This is a genomic window from Alcaligenes sp. 1735tsa3, from assembly GCF_024134565.1.
Taxonomy (GTDB): Bacteria; Pseudomonadota; Gammaproteobacteria; order Burkholderiales; family Burkholderiaceae_B; genus Alcaligenes; species Alcaligenes phenolicus.
The window spans coordinates 3,304,008-3,326,396 of record NZ_CP099862.1 but is presented as its reverse complement, the minus strand read 5'-3'; the positions used below and the strand labels follow the sequence as shown (position 1 = coordinate 3,326,396).

24 protein-coding genes are annotated in these 22,389 nt (G+C 56.5%); 13 read left to right on the top strand and 11 right to left on the bottom strand.

The features are described from left to right. Positions 1-69: 69 nt before the first annotated feature. Complete coding sequence (locus NIZ92_RS15450; protein ID WP_022983222.1) at positions 70-897, bottom strand: IclR family transcriptional regulator; 828 nt, start codon at positions 895-897, stop codon at positions 70-72. 115 nt (positions 898-1,012) lie between these two features. On the opposite strand from NIZ92_RS15450, the gene ribBA reads away from it, so the two are divergent. The 6 genes from ribBA to NIZ92_RS15420 are packed head-to-tail and all read left to right on the top strand — an operon-like array spanning position 1,013 to position 5,191. Next, complete coding sequence (ribBA, locus tag NIZ92_RS15445) at positions 1,013-2,179, top strand: bifunctional 3,4-dihydroxy-2-butanone-4-phosphate synthase/GTP cyclohydrolase II (protein ID WP_009454780.1); 1,167 nt, start codon at positions 1,013-1,015, stop codon at positions 2,177-2,179. Between the two features lie 14 nt (positions 2,180-2,193). Beyond that, on the top strand, positions 2,194-2,712 hold the full coding sequence (ribH, locus tag NIZ92_RS15440) for a 6,7-dimethyl-8-ribityllumazine synthase (protein WP_009454781.1): 519 nt from the start codon (positions 2,194-2,196) through the stop codon (positions 2,710-2,712). Further along, complete coding sequence (gene nusB, locus NIZ92_RS15435; RefSeq protein WP_254002214.1) at positions 2,696-3,181, top strand: transcription antitermination factor NusB; 486 nt, start codon at positions 2,696-2,698, stop codon at positions 3,179-3,181. The genes ribH and nusB overlap by 17 nt, the downstream gene beginning before the upstream one ends. 13 nt (positions 3,182-3,194) lie before the next feature. Continuing rightward, on the top strand, positions 3,195-4,157 hold the full coding sequence (gene thiL / locus NIZ92_RS15430) for a thiamine-phosphate kinase (RefSeq protein ID WP_254002213.1): 963 nt from the start codon (positions 3,195-3,197) through the stop codon (positions 4,155-4,157). Between the two features lie 9 nt (positions 4,158-4,166). After that, complete coding sequence (locus NIZ92_RS15425; protein ID WP_009454786.1) at positions 4,167-4,688, top strand: phosphatidylglycerophosphatase A; 522 nt, start codon at positions 4,167-4,169, stop codon at positions 4,686-4,688. Continuing rightward, positions 4,685-5,191, top strand: coding sequence for a CinA family protein (locus tag NIZ92_RS15420; RefSeq protein WP_026485462.1), 507 nt, complete (start codon positions 4,685-4,687; stop codon positions 5,189-5,191). The genes NIZ92_RS15425 and NIZ92_RS15420 overlap by 4 nt, the downstream gene beginning before the upstream one ends. 4 nt (positions 5,192-5,195) lie before the next feature. Here NIZ92_RS15420 and NIZ92_RS15415 read toward each other — a convergent pair whose 3' ends face one another. Then, the gene (locus tag NIZ92_RS15415) at positions 5,196-5,996 is read right to left on the bottom strand and encodes an IclR family transcriptional regulator C-terminal domain-containing protein (protein WP_254002212.1); all 801 of its coding nucleotides are present in this window, start codon (positions 5,994-5,996) and stop codon (positions 5,196-5,198) included. Positions 5,997-6,145: 149 nt separating this feature from the next. On the opposite strand from NIZ92_RS15415, the gene NIZ92_RS15410 reads away from it, so the two are divergent. Beyond that, positions 6,146-7,132 carry a tripartite tricarboxylate transporter substrate binding protein gene (locus NIZ92_RS15410; protein ID WP_115634356.1) on the top strand — a complete coding sequence of 329 codons (987 nt, stop codon included), beginning with the start codon at positions 6,146-6,148 and terminating at the stop codon, positions 7,130-7,132. Between the two features lie 25 nt (positions 7,133-7,157). Continuing rightward, positions 7,158-8,411: a CaiB/BaiF CoA-transferase family protein gene (locus tag NIZ92_RS15405; RefSeq protein WP_254002211.1), complete on the top strand. Its 1,254-nt coding sequence runs from the start codon at positions 7,158-7,160 to the stop codon at positions 8,409-8,411. 377 nt (positions 8,412-8,788) lie between these two features. Here NIZ92_RS15405 and pyrF read toward each other — a convergent pair whose 3' ends face one another. From pyrF to NIZ92_RS15385, 4 genes are all read right to left on the bottom strand, one after another. Beyond that, entirely contained in the window at positions 8,789-9,616 is an 828-nt protein-coding gene (gene pyrF, locus NIZ92_RS15400) for an orotidine-5'-phosphate decarboxylase (RefSeq protein ID WP_026485466.1), read from the bottom strand. A gap of 5 nt (positions 9,617-9,621) precedes the next feature. Further along, a complete protein-coding gene (locus NIZ92_RS15395) occupies positions 9,622-10,005 on the bottom strand; it encodes a diacylglycerol kinase (protein ID WP_009454798.1) in 384 nt (127 codons plus the stop codon). A 154-nt stretch (positions 10,006-10,159) separates the two neighbouring features. Continuing rightward, on the bottom strand, positions 10,160-11,806 hold the full coding sequence (groL, locus tag NIZ92_RS15390) for a chaperonin GroEL (protein ID WP_026485468.1): 1,647 nt from the start codon (positions 11,804-11,806) through the stop codon (positions 10,160-10,162). A 34-nt stretch (positions 11,807-11,840) separates the two neighbouring features. Continuing rightward, positions 11,841-12,128, bottom strand: coding sequence for a co-chaperone GroES (locus NIZ92_RS15385; protein WP_009454802.1), 288 nt, complete (start codon positions 12,126-12,128; stop codon positions 11,841-11,843). Between the two features lie 287 nt (positions 12,129-12,415). Here NIZ92_RS15385 and NIZ92_RS15380 point away from each other — a divergent pair, with 287 nt between their 5' ends. Beyond that, positions 12,416-13,282, top strand: a complete 867-nt coding sequence (locus NIZ92_RS15380) for an aminoglycoside phosphotransferase family protein (RefSeq protein WP_235332524.1) — start codon at positions 12,416-12,418, stop codon at positions 13,280-13,282. On the opposite strand, the gene NIZ92_RS15375 is transcribed toward NIZ92_RS15380, so the two are convergent. From NIZ92_RS15375 to NIZ92_RS15355, 5 genes are all read right to left on the bottom strand, one after another. Continuing rightward, positions 13,274-13,831, bottom strand: a complete 558-nt coding sequence (locus tag NIZ92_RS15375) for a DUF1697 domain-containing protein (RefSeq protein ID WP_254002210.1) — start codon at positions 13,829-13,831, stop codon at positions 13,274-13,276. The genes NIZ92_RS15380 and NIZ92_RS15375 overlap by 9 nt on opposite strands. Before the next feature lie 339 nt (positions 13,832-14,170). After that, positions 14,171-15,589: an indoleacetamide hydrolase gene (iaaH, locus tag NIZ92_RS15370; protein WP_254002209.1), complete on the bottom strand. Its 1,419-nt coding sequence runs from the start codon at positions 15,587-15,589 to the stop codon at positions 14,171-14,173. A gap of 122 nt (positions 15,590-15,711) precedes the next feature. Further along, positions 15,712-16,857, bottom strand: a complete 1,146-nt coding sequence (locus NIZ92_RS15365) for a diguanylate cyclase (protein ID WP_035273354.1) — start codon at positions 16,855-16,857, stop codon at positions 15,712-15,714. Between the two features lie 132 nt (positions 16,858-16,989). Continuing rightward, positions 16,990-17,190: a hypothetical protein gene (locus tag NIZ92_RS15360; protein WP_254002208.1), complete on the bottom strand. Its 201-nt coding sequence runs from the start codon at positions 17,188-17,190 to the stop codon at positions 16,990-16,992. A 517-nt stretch (positions 17,191-17,707) separates the two neighbouring features. Next, positions 17,708-18,409: a pirin family protein gene (locus NIZ92_RS15355; RefSeq protein WP_254002207.1), complete on the bottom strand. Its 702-nt coding sequence runs from the start codon at positions 18,407-18,409 to the stop codon at positions 17,708-17,710. Between the two features lie 97 nt (positions 18,410-18,506). Between NIZ92_RS15355 and NIZ92_RS15350 the strand changes: the two genes are divergently transcribed. The 4 genes from NIZ92_RS15350 (at position 18,507) to NIZ92_RS15335 (ending at position 22,387) form a co-directional block, all read left to right on the top strand. Further along, complete coding sequence (locus NIZ92_RS15350; protein WP_009454814.1) at positions 18,507-19,424, top strand: LysR family transcriptional regulator; 918 nt, start codon at positions 18,507-18,509, stop codon at positions 19,422-19,424. Positions 19,425-19,485: 61 nt separating this feature from the next. Next, positions 19,486-19,953 (top strand): nuclear transport factor 2 family protein, encoded by a 468-nt coding sequence (locus tag NIZ92_RS15345; protein WP_060186612.1) that lies wholly within the window; start codon positions 19,486-19,488, stop codon positions 19,951-19,953. A gap of 260 nt (positions 19,954-20,213) precedes the next feature. Beyond that, a complete protein-coding gene (locus NIZ92_RS15340) occupies positions 20,214-21,200 on the top strand; it encodes a phosphate acetyltransferase (RefSeq protein WP_009454816.1) in 987 nt (328 codons plus the stop codon). Beyond that, the gene (locus tag NIZ92_RS15335) at positions 21,200-22,387 is read left to right on the top strand and encodes an acetate/propionate family kinase (RefSeq protein ID WP_115634351.1); all 1,188 of its coding nucleotides are present in this window, start codon (positions 21,200-21,202) and stop codon (positions 22,385-22,387) included. The genes NIZ92_RS15340 and NIZ92_RS15335 overlap by 1 nt, the downstream gene beginning before the upstream one ends. Positions 22,388-22,389: the final 2 nt, after the last annotated feature.

Below are 22,389 nucleotides of genomic sequence, written 5' to 3'. Positions count from 1 at the left end.
ATTTTGCATGTAAACCAGCCAAACTTGAAGTGTCGACACCCGTATAAGTGTGTGTAGTCATGTCAAGTTTTATAAAGGGGGAGTACCTAGTGGCTCGCGCCAGCCCAACTGGTGTGAAATGCTGTTGGCGCACTGTCGCAACTGAGCCAGGATGGGGCTGTTGATACTGGCATCAAACAGCGTACTGGGGCCCAGACTGGTCAGGGCCAGCACAATCTGGCCGGAGTGATCAAATACGGGGACGGACAGGGCATCAATACCGGGCAAGGGGTTGCCCAGTGCCTGTGCCACACCTTGTTCACGGATTTTTTCCAGCATGGCAGCCAGTTCTTTGGGGCTGGGGCGCAGCGGACTGATACTGGTGACAACCGCGCTGTCACCTGCCTCGCGCTCAATGTAGTGGCGCGCCACTTCAGGGGGCAGCCAGGCGGCAAAGACGTGGCCGGTGGCCGTGTGCAGCATGGACATGACCGTGCCGCAGCGCATGTTCACATGGACCGGGTAGCTGGCCTCGCTGATATGAACCATGGTGGGTCCGTGTGAGCCCAGCACCGCCAAGCCCAGGGTGTGCCCGATGCGCGAGGCCCAGGCTTGAACCAGGGGCAGGGCAATCTTCACCGGGTTCTGGCTTTGCAAGCTGACCAAACCCATCTGCAAGGCAAACGGCCCCAGCTCGTACAGGCCGGTAGCCGGAGCCTGCTGCACCAGTCCTACGTTGGTAAAACTGACCAGATACGGGTGGGCTTTGGCCGAACTCATCCCAGCTTGCGTGGCCAGATCTCGCAACATCATGGGTTGTCCGCTATCTACCAGCACTTTCAACAGGCCAAAACCCGTTTCAATGGATTGGATACGGCGACGCTTTTCGTCCATAGCAGGCAAAATGGGTTCGGTCATAGGGGTTTGGAGCGGTTTGGCACGGTCTTCAAGTGTACCGACTAATGAAGCTGCCCGCCGGGCCTTGGGTGTCGTAAAATGGCCTTAATTATTATCTGTCTGAGCAAAGAGCACGATGAATCAAGAAATTCAGTCCGACGCTGGTCAACTGGGCGCCAGTCCAATCGCTCCCGTTCCAGAGATTGTTGAAGAGCTGCGCGCCGGTCGCATGGTTATTCTGGTTGACGAAGAGGACCGCGAAAACGAAGGCGATCTGGTCATGGCCGCCGAATTTGTAAATGCCGAGGCGATCAACTTCATGGTGACGCATGGTCGCGGTCTGGTTTGCCTGACCCTGACCGAAGAGCGCTGCCGCCAACTGGACCTGCCTTTGATGGCCACCCGCAACGGTACACGCTTTGGCACCAACTTCACGGTGTCGATTGAAGCGGCTGAAGGCGTGGAAACCGGCATTTCCGCTGCTGACCGCGCCCGTACTGTGCAAGCGGCCGTAGCCCGTGATGCACGTCCGATTGATCTGGTGCAGCCTGGCCACATTTTTCCCTTGAAGGCGGCCAAAGGTGGTGTGCTGGTGCGTGCCGGTCACACCGAAGCGGGCTGCGATTTGACGGCGATGGCAGGCTTGACCCCGGCTGCTGTCATTTGTGAAGTGCTCAATCCTGACGGCACCATGGCGCGTTTGCCCGATTTGTTGGTGTTCGCCCGCGAACACGGCATCAAGGTTGGCACCATTGCGGACCTGATCCAGTACCGCAGCGAACACGAGTCCATGATCGAGCGTTTGCACAAGAAGTCCGTCAAGACTCCTTATGGCGAATTTGAATGCCACGCTTACCGCGATCTGTCTTCCGGTGGCTTGCATCTGGCACTGGTGCACGGTGAAATCAGCCCGGAAGTGGAAACCCTGGTGCGTGTACATGAACCGACTACCGTGCTGGATGTTCTGATCGAGGGGGATGTGGGCCACAGTTGGACCCTGCCCACTGCGTTGCGTACCGTGGCCAAATCCGACAGCGGTGTTGTCTTGCTGATGAACTGCCAGAGCTCCGAAGAAGAGAGTTTCGAGCAGATTCAGGCCTGGGCTGCAGACAGCCCGGCCCAGGCGCCACGCGGTCGCCCTAGCCGCAACGATCTGCGCACCTACGGAATTGGTGCACAAATTTTGCGTGACCTCAATGTTGGTAAAGCCCGTTTGATGTCGCGACCACGTAAAATGCCAAGCATGGCCGGGTTTGCATTGACCGTGACGGGTTACCATAGCGAACCAGACTCTCAATCCTAAGCGGAGCTTCCAACATGAATCCTTACATTGTTACCCCTGACCTTAATGGGGAAGGTCTGCACATTGGTATTGTGCGTGCGCGTTTTAATGAATCCATCGGTCTGACCGAGTTGGAAGCCTGCTTGAAAGAGCTGGAAGCTTTGGGTGTAGACGAGCGTGACGTGACCGTTCTGTCCGTCCCCGGCGCGCTGGAACTGGGCATTACCCTGGGCCAGATGGCTGAAACCGGCGAATTTGATGCCCTGATCGCTCTGGGTGCTGTTATCCGCGGTGACACCTACCACTTTGAAGTGGTCAGCAATGAAAGCGCTTCGGCCATTACTCAAGTCTCCCTGGCAACCGGTATTCCTGTTGCCAACGGTGTACTGACCACCAACACAGATGAACAAGCCGAGATTCGTGCTGCTGAAAAAGGTCGCGATTGCGCCCGTACAGCGGTCGAGCTGGGCAATCTTATCGCCGTCCTCGAACCCGAGCTGGACGACGATGAGGACGAAGATTACGAGGACGAAGATCTTGACGACGACAAATAAAGTCCCGGCCAGCAAGGCCAGCGGACGATCCGCGCGCCGCCGCTCGCGCGAATTTGCCCTGCAGGGCATCTACTCCTGGCTGTTGCGAGGTGCTGATGGCCTGCAGGAAGCCACCTCCATCGACGCCCATATCCGGGGCGACGAGGAGTTTGGCGAAGCCGACGCAGCCTGGTTCAAAACCTTGCTGTTCGGCGTCATGCGCGAAGCCCCTGTGCTGCGCGAACGCTTTTTGCCGTATGTGGATCGTCCTTTGGAAGAGCTCTCTCCCATTGAGCACGGCATCTTGCTGATTGGCAGCTACGAACTGGTGCATCACGTTGAAGTGCCTTACCGCGTTGCCATTAACGAAGCCGTTGAACTGGCCAAGTCCTTTGGCGGTACCGACGGTTTCAAATTCGTGAACGGCGTGCTGGACAAACTGGCCGCCGACGTACGCGCACCTGAAGTTGCCAAGCAGGCCCGCCGCTAAAACGGGGCGTGCCGTGCTGAACGAGTTCGGTCTTATCCAGCAGTATTTCAATCGTCCCGCTCCCGAAGGCTATTTGGGAGTGGGCGACGACTGCGCCCTTTTTACTCCAACACCCGGCTGGCAACTGGCCAGCAGCGTGGATCTATTGATCGAAGGGCAACATTTCTTTCCCGATGTGGACCCCTTTCTCTTGGGGCACAAGGCGCTGGCCGTGAACCTGTCGGACCTGGGCGCCATGGGGGCCAAGCCACGAGCCTGCCTTCTGGCTTTGTCCATGCCCGAAGTCCGGCCCGAGTGGCTGGCCGCATTCTCCAAAGGTTTGTTTGAACTGGCCGATCAGGCGCAATGCCCCTTGATCGGTGGCGATACCACGCGCAGCAAGCAAGGGGTGGTCATCAGCATTACGGTGCTGGGTGAAGTCCCGGTGGGACAGGCCTTGCAACGCAGTGCGGCTCAAGCTGGTGACGACATCTGGTTGACGGGGACGTTGGGGGCGGCAGACATTGCCTTGCGCCTCTTGCAAGGTCGACTGGCTGCGGACCCGGATCGTCTGGCTGCCAGCCGCCCAGCCTTGGAACAACCCTGGCCGCCTTACCGCCTGGGCCATGCCCTGGCAGGTTTGGCTCATGCTGCCATTGATGTGTCTGATGGCCTGGTTCAAGACCTGGGTCATATCGCCAAAGCCAGCCAATGTGCCGCCCATCTGGATTGGGACGCCTTGCCGCTGGATCTTTCCTTAAAGGGTTTGCCTGCCGAGCTGCAACGCGAAGCGGTTCTGGTTGGTGGTGACGTTTTTCAATTGTGTTTTACGGGGGCTCCCCAACAACGGGAGTCCATCATGGCGCTGGCCCAGCGCGAAGGCGTGCAGCTTAGCTGTATTGGCTCCATGCACGCTGGTAGCGGGGTGTACGTGCGTGATCAACAGGGTCTGCATCCTGCCCCTGCCCAGGGCGGTTTCGATCATTTTGGTGGCTGAGTCTGTGTCATGAGCACATTTCCTGATCCTTCCTTGAATCCCATTCAACGTCCTACCCTGGATTGGGTGGTGAAAAAGCCTTGGCGCCTGATTGCCTTTGGCGGCGGTACCGGCGTATTGCGTCCGGGGCCGGGTACCTGGGGCACGGTGCTGGCCTGGGTCTTGTGGGTCTTGGGTCTGCATGTGCTGACCGACACGCAAATGGCCATTTTCTTGCCACTTACCTTTTTCATTGGCTGCTGGGCTTGCCACCGCACGGGCTACGACCTGGGCGTGTCCGATCACAGCGGCATGAATTGGGATGAGATGGTCGCCTTTTGGCTGGTGCTGTGGCTGATTCCGCAGACCTGGCTTGCACAGGGCATCGCATTCGTTTTATTTCGTTTCTTTGATATTCTCAAACCACCGCCAATCCGCTATTTTGATCGTCGTCTGCATAATGGTTTTGGCGTTATGTGGGACGATCTCCTGGCGGCAGGCTATACCTTGTTGCTGATGGCTGTCTTGGTACGTTTTGGAGTTTTCTCATGAGCGATTACGAGCACGGCAATGCCGCCCTGGCCCTGGGGCGAGCCCTTAAAGATCGCGGCTGGATGGTGGCCTGCGCCGAGTCATGTACCGGTGGCCTGCTGGCTGCTGCCCTGACGGACCTGCCCGGCTCCAGTGCCTGGTTCGAGCGCGGTCTGGTCACTTACAGCAACAAGGCCAAGGTTCAGGAACTGGGCGTGAACCAGGACACCCTGGATCGTTTTGGCGCGGTCAGCGAGGAAACCGCCATGGAAATGGCGGCGGGTGCGCTGGAAGCCACTGCAGATGCGGAACTGGCTATTTCCACGACCGGCATTGCCGGTCCGGATGGAGCCACAGCGGGCAAGCCGGTTGGCCTGGTGTGCTTTGGTTTTGCACAGCGCCGGGGTGATGGCATTGTGACCCGCGCCTCTGCCCGTATCTTTGACGGAGACCGGGCCCAAATCCGTCAGCAGGCCGTGGAATACGCCTTGGCCAGTGCGCTGACCATGCTCAATCCCGCCTGATTGCTCAGGCCGGTAACATCAAACCCAGCTGCCTGGCGCTCGAACGTAGTTCGGGCAGGCAGCGCTGGATCAGCTTTTCTTCCGTATCCTGCCAGTCCTTGATGCTGATGCTCATTCCGGCTACAACGCGCCCGCTGGCACTGCGCACGGGTACGCCAATGGCCGTTAGACCCAGTTCCAGTTCTTCCTTGATCAAGGAATAATCCTTTTCCTGCACCTGCTTTAATTCGCGCAGCAAGGCCTCGCGAGTATGGGCGGTGTATTGCGTCATGATCTTGAAGGGAGCCAGCTCCAGGTAGGCATCCAGCCTGCTTTGCGGCAACTGCGACAGCATCATTCGCCCGATAGAGGTGCAGTGAGCAGGCAGGCGGCTACCCAGGCCCAAAGACACAGTCAGTACACGCTGTCGTTGGGCGCGTGCCAGATACAGAATTTCGTCTCCATCCAGCAAGGCCAGTGCACAGGTTTCACCGACGCGGTCACTCAGGTCGTCCAGTATGGGCTGGGCCAGACTGACGATGGAGGTCGAAGAAAAGTAGGCATGGCCCAGCTGCAAAATCGCCGGACGCAGCTTCCAGAATGGACCTTCCTGCTCTGCATAGCCCAGGGCTTGCAGCGTGTAGAGGCAGCGCTGCACCACCGCCCGTGCCAGACCCGTTTTCAGGGCAATTTCTGCGGCCCGCAATGGCCGCCTTCTGTCTGAAAAAGCCGTAATCACCTGCAAACCACGGGCTAGCGATTGCATGTAGTCCGGATCGCTTTTGTAGCTGCTGGCGGTAGGGCTTGTCTCTTTATTCGTCGTCATTGCTCAGTAAGTGGCAGGATCTAGTTTTGTTCGATTAACGAACTCGATGGGATTAACAAGAATTATCGATGATAAATTGTAAAAAAAACAAGACTTAGCAATTTAATAATCAAGTTCGATTATCGGACAAAATAAGTTTGGAGTGATTCATGAAAAAAATTCTAGCCCGTAAAGTGGCTCCTCTGCTGGCCGGAATGGGTTTGTTGTTTTGTTCCTTGGGCGCGCAAGCCGCGTATCCGGACAAGCCTATCCGTCTTGTTGTGCCCTTTACGCCGGGCGGTGTGACTGACGTGATTGCCCGAGGTGTCGCGCAGCAACTGTCCAAGGATCTGGGCCAGATCATCATTGTGGAAAACAAGCCCGGCGCCAGCGGCATTATCGCTACGGACTTCGTCGCGAAGTCTGCTCCCGATGGCTATACCGTCTTGCTGGCCGCGGTTGGTCAGGCCGTGGTGAACAACCATCTCTACAAGAAACTGCCTTACGATCCGGCGCAGGATCTGGCCGCTGTTTCTCTGGTGGCGGAAGGGCAGAACGTGCTGGTGGTGAACGCCAAGCAAAGCCCATTCAATACGGGCGAGGAGCTGATCAATCATGCTCGCGCCAAGCCCGACGATCTGACTTACGCTTCCTTTGGTAATGGCTCGTCCTCGCACCTGTCGGCCGCCGCCTTTACCACGATGGCCAATATCGACGTGATCCACGCTCCTTACCGTGGCAGCGCACCTGCCATGACTGATCTGCTGGGTGGTCACATCTCCTTCATGTTCGACAGCATGGGCACCGCAATTACGCACATCAACGCCAATACTGTACGTCCCCTGGCTGTGTCCGGTCCGGAGCGTTCCTCCTTGTTGCCAGAGGTTCCAACCTTTGCAGAGCTGGGCCTGGATCAGGGCTATAACGTGACAGCCTGGTTTGGTTTCCACGTCAGCAGCGGCACGCCTACTGAAATTATTGATCGCCTGAGCCAGGCCATGAAAACCGTCAGCGAGAACAGCGAGTTTGTTGAAACCTTCCGTCGTCAGGGCGTGGACATCATTTCCTCCACCCCTGCCGAGTACGCCGAGTTCCTGCGTCAGGAAGACGAGAAATTGGGCAGCCTGATCAAGCAAGCCAATATCACGCTGGACTAATTGTTTTTGAATGGAGCACTGTAACGTGAGCGATCAGCACGCCTCGCAGGCGACGCGTCCTGCCCCTTTGGATGGTATCCGGGTTCTGGATCTGACACGCATTCTGGCTGGCCCATGGTGCACACAGAACCTGGCCGACCTGGGGGCCAATGTCTACAAGATAGAGCGACCCGAAACCGGCGACGATACTCGCGCCTGGGGCCCGCCCTTTTTGCAGACACCTGAAAAGGAAGATACGGCTGAAGCGGCCTATTACTTGTCGGCCAACCGTAACAAGCAGTCGATCAGCCTGGATATTGCCAGCCAGGAAGGGGCGGATGTGGTGCGTGCCATGGCACGGGAATGCGACATTCTGGTGGAGAACTTCAAGGTGGGTGGTCTGGCTAAATACGGCCTGGACTACGCCAGCTTGAAAGAGATCAACCCTCGCCTGATTTATTGCTCTATTACCGGCTTTGGCCAGACAGGCCCTTATGCCGAGCGTCCGGGTTATGACTTCATGATCCAGGCCATGGGCGGCATGATGAGCCTGACGGGCGAGCGTGATGACAAGCCCGGCGGTGGTCCTCAGAAAGCGGGGGTTGCCGTCGCGGACTTGATGACGGGCATGTATGCCACCAGCAGCATTCTGGCCGCCTTGTTTGAACGCTCACGCAGTGGTTTGGGGCAGCATATCGACATTGCCTTGCTGGACTGTCAGGTAGCCATGCTGGCGAACCAGAACATGAATTATCTGGTCAGTGGGCAGGCACCGAAGCGAGCCGGTAATGCACATCAGAATCTGGTGCCCTATCAGGTGTTCCGGACGGCAGATGGCCACATCATTGTGGCTATCGGCAATAACCGTCAGTTCGCGGCTTATTGCGAAGCAATTGGGCACCCGGAAATTGTTGAGGATTCGCGTTTCAACATTAACAGTCAGCGGGTCAAGCACCGGGATGAGCTGGAGCAGATTCTGAGCGCCGCGATGCAACAGCATCCTAGCGCTTACTGGCTGGAAACGCTGGACAAGATCGGTGTGCCAGCTGGACCTATCAATGATCTGCACGGCGTGTTCTCGCACCCGCAGGTTCAGGCCCGGAATATGCGTATCGAGCTGGACCACAGCCAGGCCGGCAAGGTCAGCATGACGGCCAGCCCCATGCGCTTCTCTGACAGTCCGGTGTCCTACCGCATGGCTCCGCCGCAGTTGGGTGAGCATACCGAGCAGGCGCTGGAGAGTTTGCTGGGAGCGGATAACCCGGAGCTGAAGCAGTGGCGCAACCGGAACCAGGCTTGACTAGGGTCAAAAGCCAAAGCCAAACCAGAATTTGAACCAGTGTCAGAGTCGAGGCGCAGGCCTAGTTTAGCGTTTGGACTTGTGGCAGAAGTAGTGTCTGATTGACACTGCCCCTGCTACCTGAAATACAGGTCAGACCCTGGCCTAGGTCTCGTGACTCAGTAGGGGGAAGCTGCTTCTTACGCTTAAGGCTCAACTGAGCCTGAGCGGGTCCTATCGGTCATAGCTTAATAAATAAGAAGCCCCACTCACTTTGGATTGAATCCAAGTGAGTGGGGCTTTCTTGTATCTACACTAATTGCTGTCGCTGTCGCTGTCGCTGTCGCTGTCGCTGTCGCGATCCCCGGGCTTGTTCGACAAGCCGGGAGGGCCATCAATCAACGCTGCTTGTTGCGCGCATCATTAATCGCATTGCGCGTAGCAATCGCTGCAGCTTGTGCCGCATCACGCCAGTCATCGCCTCGGCTGGCGTACAGAATGGCACGCGAAGAGTTGATCATCATGCCGTTACCTTGCGAGTCCATACCAGCAGCAACGGTGGCGACCACATCGCCACCTTGTGCGCCAATGCCGGGTACCAGCAAAGGCATATCGCCAATACGGGCACGTACCTTGCCAATTTCCTCGGGGAAGGTTGCGCCCACCACCAAAGCACATTGGCCGTTTGTATTCCATTTCTCTGCCACCAGGCTGGCTACGTGCAGGTACAACGGGGTACCGTCGGCCATCTCCATGAATTGCAGGTCCGAGCCACCAGGGTTGGAGGTGCGGCACAGCACGATCACGCCCTTGTCCTTGTGCTCCAGGTACGGCTCTACCGAGTCAAAGCCCATGTAGGGGCTGACGGTGACGGCATCTGCGCGGTAGCGCTCAAAGGCTTCGCGTGCGTACTGCTCGGCTGTCGAACCCACGTCGCCACGCTTGGCATCCAGAACGATGGGCAGGTGAGGGTAGCGGCTGCGAATGTAGTCGCACAGGTCTTGCAACTGATCCTCGGCACCCTGAGCGGCAAAGTAGGCAATCTGTGGCTTGATGCCACAGGTGTAGTCGGCGGTGACGTCCACAATCGCTTTGCAGAACTCATAAATCGCGCCGGGTTTGCTGGCCAGCTCCAAAGGCAGGCGGGCAGGGTCTGGGTCCAGACCCACCATCAGCATGGATTGGTTGTCCGTCCAGGCACGGTTCAGTTTTTCTATGAATGTCATGGGAATCAGGAAAGTAAACGGCTATACAAAAAGCTGAGCCAGACGGCACCAGCAAAAATAAGGGACAGCAGCACGGCAGCACTGGCCAGATCCTTGGCCCGCCCGATCAAGGGGTGGTGCTCCAGGGTAATCGTGTCGGCCAGGGCCTCCAGGGCCGAGTTCAGCAGCTCCACCACCAGCACAAAAACCAGTGTGCCCAGCAGGACCAGAATCTCCGCCGGGGTTTGCCCCAGCCAGAATGCCAGTGGCGTCAGGATGACAGCCAGCGCCAGTTCCTGGCGAAAGGCAGCCTCATGGCGCAGAGCAGCGGCCAGGCCCTGGCTGGAGTAGCGCAGGGCATTGAACAGGCGACCAACACCGCCTTTGCTTTTGAATGGAGAGTCTGACATGAAGGACGCTGCAGATTGAAGTGCCCTGATTATAGGGGTTTGCTTGGGCGAAAAAAAACCGGATGGAAAAATCCATCCGGTTTTTGTACTAAAAGCGTGGCGATCAGGGCAGAAGTGATCAATTTCCGCCCGGATCGGGGTGCTGATAAGTGGCTTAGAAGCCGCCCATACCACCCATGCCGCCCATGCCACCCATGTCAGGCATGGCTGGAGCAGGTTTGTCTTCCACGATTTCGGTCACGGCCACTTCGGTGGTCAGCAACAGGCTGGCGATCGAAGCTGCGTTTTGCAGGGCAGTGCGAGTCACCTTGGTTGGGTCCAGAACGCCTTGCTCGACCAGGTCACCGTATTCGCCAGTAGCAGCGTTGTAACCATAGGTGCCGGTGCCGCTGGCCACTTGGTTAACAACCACGCTGGCTTCTTCGCCGGCGTTGGAAACGATGGTGCGCAAAGGAGCTTCGATAGCACGCAGGATCAGCTTGATACCGGCGTCTTGGTCGGTGTTGTCGCCTTTCAGTTGGGCAACAGCTGCGCGGGCACGAATCAGAGCAACGCCACCGCCAGGAACGATACCTTCTTCGACGGCTGCGCGAGTAGCGTGCAGGGCGTCTTCAACGCGGGCTTTCTTCTCTTTCATTTCGACTTCGGTGGCAGCACCAACGCGAATCACGGCAACACCGCCAGCCAGCTTGGCCACGCGCTCTTGCAGTTTTTCACGGTCGTAGTCGGAAGTGGACTCGTCGATCTGAACGCGGATTTGTTTCACGCGAGCTTCGATGTCGGTGCCGTTGCCAGCGCCGTCGATGATCGTGGTGTTTTCTTTGGCCACTTCAATGCGCTTGGCTTGACCCAGGTCGTCCAGAGTCGCTTTTTCCAGGGACATACCGGTTTCTTCGGAGATCACGGTACCGCCAGTCAGGATAGCGATGTCTTCCAGCATGGCTTTGCGACGATCGCCAAAGCCAGGAGCTTTAACGGCGGTAGTCTTCAGAATGCCACGGATGTTGTTCACAACCAGAGTAGCCAGGGCTTCGCCTTCCACGTCTTCAGCAACGATCAGCAAAGGACGGCTGGTCTTGGCAACTTGCTCCAGTACGGGCAGCAGGTCACGGATGTTGGAGATTTTCTTGTCGAAAATCAGAACAAACGGATCGTCCAGAACAGCAACTTGCTTGTCAGCGTTGTTGATGAAGTAAGGGGACAGGTAGCCGCGGTCAAACTGCATACCTTCGACCACGTCCAGTTCGTTTTCCAGGGATTTGCCGTCTTCAACGGTAATCACGCCTTCTTTGCCCACTTTGTCCATGGCATTGGCGATGATCTCACCAATGGAGTGGTCGCTGTTGGCGGAGATGGAACCGACCTGAGCAATTTCTTTGCTGGTGGTGCAAGGACGGGACAGTTGACGCAGTTCGTCAACCACAACGCCAACGGCCTTGTCGATACCGCGCTTCAGGTCCATTGGGTTGATGCCAGCGGCAACAAACTTCAGGCCTTCTTCAACGATGGCTTGGGCCAGCACAGTAGCGGTAGTCGTACCGTCACCGGCGTTGTCGGAAGTCTTGGAAGCAACTTCTTTAACCAGTTGAGCACCGATGTTCTCGAACTTGTCTTTCAGTTCGATTTCTTTGGCAACGGACACACCGTCTTTAGTAACGGTAGGAGCGCCGAAAGAGCGGTCCAGAACAACGTTACGGCCTTTGGGGCCCATGGTGGTCTTAACAGCGTTGGCCAGAACGTTGACGCCGCGCACGATGCGGGTACGTGCGTCGTCGCCGAAGTAAACTTGTTTTGCGGTCATGGTTTGAATCCTATTGAATTTTCGTTGGCGGTACTTATTCGATCACGGCGAAGATTTCTTCTTCGCGGATCACCAGCAGCTCTTCGCCGTCGATCTTGACGGCCTGGCCGGAGTATTTGCCAAACAGAACTTTGTCGCCGACCTTCAGATCCAGCGCCAGAACCTTGCCGTCCTCGGTTTTCTTACCGGGGCCAACGGCCAGGATTTCGCCTTGATCGGGCTTTTCAGTCGCGCTCTCGGGGATAACGATACCGGAAGCGGTGGTGCGTTCGTTGTCCAGACGCTTGACGATCACACGATCGTTCAAAGGACGCAGTGCCATGGAGAAACTCCTGTTTAAAGATGACTTTAGTTGTTGGTCCGATTGTGGGGGCGAGGCGTTTTAGCACTCAACCCCTTCGAGTGCTAATTATAGGGACGACTTTTCTAATTTCAAGAGCACCAGGGTCAGGCTGTTACATATTTGTCCTGGGGCGTGAAGTAGGGGGGAGGGAAACGCCGGGTTCTGGTGCGTGTCTGGACTTGGACTCACATTAATAAGGCAAGCTCAGTTAAGCTGGGCGCTTTCGATCATGAGCGGTCGGGCATGATTGAACGCCAGGCTTTCTTTTGCCTAAAGAGATTTCCACGAAAACCAGCGCAATGTCCAACTTCAACCTATTCAATGTGTTTCTCCAACGCTGGGGGGCGCAGGCCGCTGGCAAGCCTTTCAGCACCGCGACCAGCGATCTGATGCCCGTGCGGCTGACCGGGAAGTTGGAGGGGCAGCCGGCGATGATCAAAATCACACGAGATCTTGATGAGCGCATCGGCGGCCAAGTGCTGCAATGGTGGGCTGGTGATGGCGCGGCGCATGTATATGCGCTGGACCCAGACTCTGGAGCGTTGCTGATGGAGCGTGCAACGGGCTCCAGGGATCTATTGCGCATGGCTTTAGAAGGGGAAGATGATGCAGCGACGACCTGTATCTGCCGTGCCCTTGAGCAATTGCATTCAAACCGACCTTCGGCCCCACCTGACAATTTGCGCCCCCTGAGCGATTTTTTTGAATCGCTGGCACCGATGGCGCAGCAAGAGGGCGGTTTGATGGCCGAATGCGCACTAGTGGCCAATGAGCTGCTGCGAGATCAGCGTGATCAGGTCGTTCTGCACGGGGATGCGCACCATAGCAACATTCTTGATTTCGATCAGCGTGGATGGCTGGCAATAGATCCCAAGCGCGTCACTGGTGAGCGCTATTACGACTATGTAAATGTGCTGTGCAACCCTGATCTTAAAACGAGCACCGATCCAGCGCGCTTTGCACGGCAGTTGTCGGTAGTCATCGAGGTTGCAGGGCTGGAGCGTCAACGCTTGCTCAGATGGGTCATGGCGCATGCGGCCTTGTCAGCTGCCTGGTTTCTGGAGGATGGATTGCGCACCGAGGCCAATAAAGAGTTGGCCGTTGCGGCGCTGGCTCGACGGGCCTTAGCTTGAGGGGTTCATCACTATTTCATTACCCGTACTCAAGGCGATCAGCTTGCTCATGGTGTTGAAGTTGCGTGTCGTCGCAACGACCTTGAGCTTTCTCTCGATGAAATTATTGTTGGCTTTCAGGTCTCGATACCGGGTTGCGCACACAATATAGGCGATGTCATCAATGACGCGGACCTGATCCGGTGCGTGCTCCAGGGCGTGGAAGGCATGCAGCAAGACGCTATCTGCTGGGGAGCGCAGCAGGGTGAAATATAGCTGGCTGGGGCTTTCGTCCTTGAAAGGATTGTTCGCCATCACCCGCATGAAATAAGTCGGTGTTCGGGCGATAACCTGAATATCTCCGCCCAGCTTGTTCTTGATAGTGTGGTGAACCAGTTGCTCCAACTCCGGCTGTTCCAGCTCTGTGGTCACAATCACATTGCCGCTTTGTATATAAGTCCGGACCTCTTTCAGACCCGCTGCTTCCAGGGCTGCGCGTAGTGGTGCCATCAAGACCTTGTTCTTGCCGGTGGGCATGACGCCACGCAATAAAAGAATCTGTGTATTCATGGTGTGTGCTGGCCGTGAAGTTGGGGTGTTGCCGTGCAGGCGGAAGTTTCAGTGTGCCATTTTATGCTGTGATAAAAAACAGTATTGTGTTTTGTTTTCAAGGCTCGTCAGTCTGCACTGTGTGAGCATCACGGCTGGTTGGTGCAGATGTTGCGTCGGCGGTTTAGTGGTAATACGGACCCGGGCGCATGACGCCTTCGTGAGGAGCCTCATCAAAAAAACAGGCCGATTTCCCTAGGAATTCGGCCTGTTTCTTGTTGGGCTGATGGCATTTGGATGTGGCGAGTTATTCAGCCTGGTGCAGTAGCCTGCAGATTGCTTAATCCGCCTTTACGTCGTTTATGCCCGTTTGCTCAAATCCGGTGCAGGTGTGGCTGGTAGTAAAGGATCAATCGCACGGCACAGAGCCAGCAGCTGATCATCTGCACCGATACCGGCCTCAATCAACATCCCCACTGGCAGACCACCCGACAGGCCGATAGGCAGGGAAATACCCGGTGCGCCCAGGTTCGAACCCAAGTCGGTACGAGAGATGTAAGTGTTGAACGTAGGCACAGCCTTGCCGTTCATCATGGTGGTTTCATCATCGCCAATCGGGCAGGCGGTCAGCGGACTGGTTGGGAAGATCAGGCCACCCACATTGGACTGGCGCAGCAGGTCTGCATAGGCTTGCTGCATCAGGGGGCGGTCTACATTCAGCGCTTCTTCATAGGCTTCCTGGCTGATGGTGTAGTCGCCCGTAATGGCGTCGAAAATCTCTTTCACATCGGGGCTGTGAATGCCGGCAATCAGCTCGTCCAAGCCAATGTCGTACTTGTTTTCGGCCAGGTACAAAGGCAGGTTCTGCAAGGTCTCATACAACACAATCGGCATGCCGACGCGGGCATTGATCTTCAGAACCGGAGACAGGTCTACATCGACCAGCGTGACACCGGCTTTTTGCAAATCATCCAGAAATGCCAGGGTCACGTCGGCCACACCGGCATCCATATCCTTCCAGAAGCTGTCACGGGGTACGCCCAGACGCAGCTCCTTCAAGGAAGGAGTGGCAATCACAGTAGGGGCCTTCTGGCAGAGCAGGCTGTCCAGCAAGCTGATGTCAGCTAGACTGCGAGTCATGGGGCCAGCTGTATCGCGGGTGGGGGACAAAGGCACAATGCCCTGACCCGAATAACGGCCTACCGTAGGACGGAAACCGTACAGGCCGCAAAGCGCGGCAGGCAAACGCACCGAAGCGCCCGTATCCGTGCCCAGGCCAGCCGGGAACTGACGAGCTGCCACAACCGTTGCAGTGCCACCGGAAGAGCCGCCGGGAATACGACTTGGATCATAAGGGTTGCGACTGGGGCCCGTAGTGGCGTTATTGGTCGTAATCCCAAAAGCCAGTTCGTGCATCACGGACTTGGCGGGCAGCACGGCACCGGCCTTGCGCAATTGTGCGACTACATCTGCATCTTTCAGCGGCACGCGACCTTGCAGGGCGCCGGTGCTGGACGTGGTGGGCATGTCCGTGGTGTTCAGGTTGTCTTTCATCACCAAAGGCACACCGTCCAGCGCCAAGGCTTCGCCACGGGCGCGGCGTGCGTCAGACTGATCGGCCTGCTGGTAAAACAGCTCTGAATCCAAATGTGCCAGACCGCCCAAATGGGCCATTTCTTGTGATTGCTTGAGCAGCTCGTCGGCAATCTCACGGGCGCTGAACTGGCTTTTTTCCAGACCTGCCAGCAGTTCGCTGGCGCTAAGTTCGGTAAGTGACATGGGGTCTCCTGGGGAGGCGTGAACGCCCCCGGCTTTTGCTGTGATAGTCCTATCAATCAGCCTCTAACGGGGCTGTCTTGAAAAAAGAGACTGTAAGGGTATCAGCAAGCAGGAGGAATAACTCAGGACGCCTTCCAAACGACCTTGTTGCGGCCAGCATGCTTGGCTTCGTACAAAAGCCGGTCAGCTTGCTCAATGGCCTGGTTGATGTCGCCATTGCTGTTTAGCTGAACTACACCGAAACTGGCCGTCAGCGTATGCGCCGTGGCGGGGATATGCAGATTCATCACACTGCTGCGCAAACGCTCGGCAACCAGCACGGCGGTATGCAAGCTGGTGCTGCGTATCAGCAAGACAAACTCCTCGCCCCCAAAGCGGGCTGCCAAATCGTCCTGGCGAACCGTGCGAGCCAGTAAGGCCCCGAACTCCTTCAAGGCCCGATCGCCCGCCACATGGCCCCAGGTGTCATTGACCATCTTGAAGTGGTCCAGATCGCAGGTCATGACCGCCCAGCCGCTATGTCCATACAGCTCCAGCCGTTTTTTGACCTGCTCGAAAAAAGCACGACGGTTCAACAAACGGGTCAAAGGGTCCCGGCTGCGCTCATGATCCAGCGTCTGCACAATCGACATGGCCGTACTGGTCAAAATAGCCAGCGCGACCCAAATGCTGATGAACATATTGGTCGCCAGCATCAAGAGCCAAAACCCGGAGCGGGTCAGCTCTGGCTGCATCTCGCGAGGGATCAGTGTGGCCAGCGCAAATACACGAACAAAGGCATAAAGCAAGGCTGTCAGGTAAGAGGCCCGCAACAGCGTTGCCAAAGGAATCGTGCGTGACCTGCCGGACAAGATCGACTTGATGGGCAAAGCAACCAACAAGGCCAGGCCCCAGTTCAGAATTTGTAAACGCAGCCAGAGATCATCATCAATCTGGGAAAAATAAAAAAGCAGCCCCAGCGTGACGAGGACGATTGCTCCAGCCAATCTGGGATGAGCACGTCCGCCAAAACGTAAAGCGACCCCATGAGACAAAGCCCAGACACCATATAAATACATAGCCGACAAAGGCAGAGTCCAGCGGGCGAGTTGCTCATTGGGCATCAGGCTATGGATCCCCATAGGAATAGCCGTGGAGATATACCCCGAGGCAATCCAGAGCAGGTAACGGTGATCGCGTAGACGGCTCCAGCAGTAAATCATCGCGATGCCCAGCAATGCCGCGCAGGCAGGGACGATCAGAACGAAATACTGGTTGGGAGAGGACACGGTGTGTTCGCGTGCATTAAGAAGAGTTGAAAACTGGCGTTACAACAATTGTAACGATATTGCTGCAGGGCAGACGCTTATCGATTGAGAACAAACAGTTTAATCAGAGAAAAGAAGAAGTTTTGATCTGCTTTATGAGCCGGTTTCCGTTAAGGGAAGGCTGCGCAGAATGAGAAGGACAGACAAGGGGAAGGATTGTTTATCTAAGCTAAACAAAAAATCAGGAATACTTTTCAAAACCACACCGAAAACAGACAGTTGAGACAGCCCACCTCCAACTGTATTTTTCATGGCAGGAAATTGAGCCACGAAAAATACCCCTGAATCCATCATCAATTAGCTCATAGAGCGGCATCACAGTTACGTTTCGCCCTTAAATTGCTCATGATGCCAGCCACTTGGAGCCCTGCCTGGGTGTCGGGGCGATTCAGAGTACCTGCCGCGGTCAGGAGATAGCGTAGGGATGCAAGCGCCCTGTTGTTTGACCGGGGCGCTTGTGGTTCGTCCGGGGGACGAACCACCCCGGGAGTTCAGGGTGCGCCCGTAGCTATCTCCTGACAAGGGGACCGGTGCGCAGCACCGGCAAGTGCTCAGCCCGGACACCCAGGCAGGGCTCCAAGTGGCGTCTTTCTGCCAAGGTGGAGTACTGAACAAACAACATTACGCCAGCAAACGGCAAGGCAACCCAAGCGTTCTATTGGGTTGTTTAATTTCCGAGCTGACATATGACCTTAAAAAGACATATATCTTCTCTTACCTGCGTTTATTTTCAGAGCACCAGAACAGCAAAAAGAAGCGGGGGGAGCGCTCAAACGGCCTCTCCCCCATCTTCAAAACAGCTCGTCCGCAATTACTGCGCCGTCTCAACCAGCACCAGCTCCGCATCCTCCAGCGCCTGAATTTCCAGCGTCGTTTCATCGCGAATCGCCGCCCCATCACGGGCATTCAACTCCAGACCATTTACCGAAACCCGCCCTGTGGCAGGCACCAGATAAGCCAGATGCTCGGCAGGCAAAGACAGAGTCGTGCTTTGACCTTTCTTCAAGGTCGCTCCCAGCACACGGGCCTGGGCACGAATCGGCAAAGCCTCTGCGTCACCTTCAAAACCACTGGCCAGGGCCACAAATTGCCCCGAACGCTCATCCTTGGGGAAAGGCTTGGCACCCCAGGCAGGTGGCAAACCACGACGCTCTGGCTGAATCCAAATCTGGAAGATCCGTGTCGTACCACTTTCCAGGTTGTACTCCGCATGGCGAATACCCGTGCCGGCACTCATCACCTGCACATCACCGGCTTCAGTACGACCCTTATTGCCCAAACTGTCCTGGTGGCTGATCGCCCCTTCACGCACATACGTAATGATCTCCATATCGGCATGATCGTGAGGTGGAAACCCGGTGTTGGACGCAATCGTGTCGTCATTCCAGACACGCAGGGCACCCCAGCTCATGCGAGCGGGATCGTAGTAATTAGCAAAAGAAAAATGGTGCTTGGCGTCCAGCCAGCCGTGGTTGGCGCCGCCCAGTTCATTAAAAGGCCGATGTTCAATCATGATGCGCTCCTTAATATTGGATACTAAAAAGAATTCTAGGCGTCTTGCTGATTGAATAAAATAGAATCAATAGCATAGAATTCATTCCAAAAACGACATGAAAACATTACCGGATCTACAAGCCTGGGCCATCTTTGCCACTGTGGCGGAAACCGGCTCCTTTGCCCAGGCAGCCGAAGTTCTGGGCCTGTCACAACCTACTGTCTCCAAGGCAATCACCCGGCTGGAAAAACAGCTGCATGTGTCCCTGTTCCACCGTACCTCCCGACGCCTGTCCCTGACAGAAACCGGGCAGGCCAGCCTGGAACAGGCCCAAGCCGTTCTAGCTGCCGGACAAAACGCGGAAGCCCTGGCACGCGACCAGAAAGAAAGCCTGCAGGGACGTATCAAGATTGCTGCCCCCATGTCCTTCGGGCTGGAGCATCTGGCCCCTTTGCTGCCCGCCTTCATGGAAAAGCACCCGGCCGTGCTGCTGGATCTGCACTTTAACGACGCTCAGGTCAACATCGTGGAACAAGGTTTCGACATGGCCTTGCGTATCTCGACCATGGATGATTCCAGCCTTCTGGTGCGCCGTCTGTGCAATTTGCGCCTGCGGCTGGTTGCCGCCCCCAGTTACCTGGCCAAGTACGGCAGACCCTCACACCCCAGCGACCTGGCTCAGCACATGAGCCTGCGCTACGCCTACGAGCGACGCGGCAGTGTCTGGCGCTTTCAGCAAGGGCAGGAGTATTACTCCCAAACCGTGCCCTGCGCTTTGCAAGTCAACAATGCCCAGGCCCTGATCCCACCCTTGCTTGAGGGCCTGGGGCTTAGCGTGCTGCCTCAATTCCTGCTGGGCGATATGGTCGAGCAAGGCCAGTTGGAAATCGTGTTGCCGCAATGGGATTTGCCCAGCCTGACCTTGCATCTGCTGACGCCTCCGGGCCGCTCTCGCTCGGCTCGTGTGCAAGCTTTTATCGATTTTCTGGTCGCGGGATTTGAACAGGCAGCCTGGGCAGATACCGGCCAGTAAGAGACTGCTTACGTTTTGCCGCTAGACTGTCCGGTCCACTCTTGTTTTCTAGGAGATCACTATGGATACACGTCCTCCCTTGCCACCTTTCGATCTGGAGAGTGCCCGCCAGAAAGTGCGTGCCGCCGAGGATGCCTGGAATAGTCGTGACCCGGTCAAGGTTTCGCAGGCATATACCGTGGATACGCGCTGGCGCAATCGCAGCGAGTTTCCGCAGGGGCGAGATCAGGTTCAATCTTTTTTAGAACGCAAATGGCAAAAAGAGCGTGAATACCGCTTGATTAAAGAAATCTGGGCCTGGCATGAAAATAGAATTGCCGTGCGCTTTGCTTATGAATGGCAAGATGAATACGGTCAGTGGTGGCGCAGTTACGGAAATGAAAATTGGGAATTTGACGAGCATGGCTATATGGCGGTGCGCCATGCCAGCATTAATGATGTGGCAATTACAGAATCCGAACGCAAGTTCCGTTGGCCCTTGGGGCGGCGCCCCGATGAGCATCCGGGTTTGAGTGATCTTGGCCTTTAATTAGACCTGGGTGGCTGATCCTGGATACGTTCAGATTGCGGTGGTTCGGGACGAATAAGCCACCACAGAAATAAAAATCCGGTTTGCACTTGGCTAAACCGGATTTTTTTAATATTTAATCTTTATGCTTCATTCTTCATGGTCTGGAAAGAATAAAGGGCGAAATATTGAAGTTTCCCTGTTCGCAATCAAAGACACACGCTTGGATAAATGGTTTAGTGTTGGGTTAGCCTTCGTTCATCTCCAAGGAGTCTTCTATCATGAATCACCCTGCTGGCCCGGATACGGCCGCCGTGGATCGCACTGGGCCTTCCAGTCATTATTCCCGATTGATCGAGCAAGCTCGCAAAGAGCACAGTCGAATTTGTGTGGTGGCTCATCCCTGCGATGATGTGTCCCTTGGAGCCGCCTTGCAGGCACGGGCCCAAGGCCTGTTCGAGATCGTGCTGGTTGGCCCGCAGGCCCGTTTGCATTCCGTAGCGGCAGAGCATGGTTTAAGCCTGGAAGGGGTCACCTTGATTGATACCCCCCACAGCCATGCCTCGGCAGAGCGAGCCGTAGAGGAAGTGCTGGCCGGCCGTGCCCAGTTGCTGATGAAAGGCAGCCTGCATACGGATGAACTGATTCAGGCCGTGCTGTGCACCCAGGGCAAAGGTTTGCGGACTGGTCGCCGTTTGAGTCATGTTTTCATCATGGATGTGCCCAGCTATCCGGAGCCCTTGTTTGTGACGGACGGCGCCATCAATATTTTCCCCGATCTGAGCACCAAAGCGGATATTGTGCAAAACGCCATTGATCTGCACCACGGCCTGGGCTTGGGCAAACCGTTGGTCGCCATCCTGTCTGCGGTCGAGCAAGTGACCGAAAAAATCCCGACCACGCTGGAGGCGGCGGCCTTGTGCAAGATGGCTGATCGCGGCCAGATTACGGGCGGTGTGCTTGACGGCCCCTTGGCGCTGGATAACGCTATCAGCCCCGAGGCGGCGCGCATCAAAGGAATTGTGTCGCCCGTTGCGGGCAAAGCGCAGATTCTGGTGGCCCCCGATCTGGAGGCCGGCAATATGCTGGCCAAAAACCTGACCTTCCTGTCCGGCGCCCAGGCTGCCGGTATCGTGATGGGGGCTCGTGTGCCTATCATTCTGACCAGCCGAGCCGATAGCGCCCAGACCCGTATGGCTTCTTGCGCCGTTGCCAGCCTTTACGCGGGCTATCTGGAACGTAAAGTTGCTGTGGAGGCTGCGCACTAATGAGCGAGCAGATTCTGGTCATTAACGCAGGCAGCTCCAGCCTGAAGTTTCATATGTACAAGGTCCAGCCGGGCGACCATCTGGATTTTGAGTTTGGCGGTCAGGTTTCGGGCATTGGCAGTAGCCAGCCAGCCTTCAAAGTTAAAGATGCCCAGGGCCAATCCATGGTCAAGCAGGATCTGGATGGCGAGCAGGCCAAGGACCTGCATACAGCGCAGGCTTTGGTGGCGCGCTGGCTGCTGGAGCATGTGGATGGTCGGCCTATTGCCGTTGGCCACCGTATTGTGCACGGGGGCGCCCGCTACGACAGCAGCGTACCCTTGACCCCGCAGGTGCTGGAGTATCTGGACAGCCTGTCACCCTTGGCACCACTGCATCAGCAGAACAATCTGGCTCCTGTTCGCGTGATCTTCGAGCACTACCCGGAAATCTTCCAGGTAGCGTGTCTGGATACGGCCTTCCATCAAGGACATGCCCCGCATTTGCAGCACTTTGCCTTGCCTGGTCGGTTCTTTGAACAGGGCGTGCGCCGCTACGGTTTCCACGGCCTGTCCTATCACTATATTTCCCAGCACCTGCGTCGCGAAATTCCCGAACTGGCTGACGGGCGCGTCGTCGTTGCCCATCTGGGTTCCGGAGCATCGGCTTGCGCGTTGAAAGAAGGCCGCAGCGTTCACACCACCATGGGCTTTACGGCGCTGGACGGCTTGCCTATGGGGACTCGTCCGGGGCGTCTGGATGCCGGTGTCGTGCTGTGGATGCTGGAGCAGGGTATGGAGCACGATGAGATCCAGTCCGTGCTCTACACCCAATCCGGCCTGAAAGGCTTGTCCGGCGATCAAGCGGATATGCGTGCGCTGGAAGCTTCCGATGATCCTCGTGCCAAGCTGGCGGTGCAGTACTTCTGCTATCACACGGCAGAGAATCTGGCGGGCTTGTGCGTTGCCTTGAAGGGGCTGGACACCTTGGTCTTCACGGCGGGGATTGGCGAGCACAGCCCGTCTATTCGGGCAGGCATCGCCAAGCACCTGGAGTGGATGGGGGTGGAGATTGATCCGGCTCGTAATCAGGCAGGGGAAACCGTGATTTCTACCGACAGCAGTGCCGTGCGTGTATTGGTGATTCCAACCAACGAGGAACTGATCATTGCTGAACAGTCCCTCGCCTTGGTGCGTGCCAAACAGTAGGC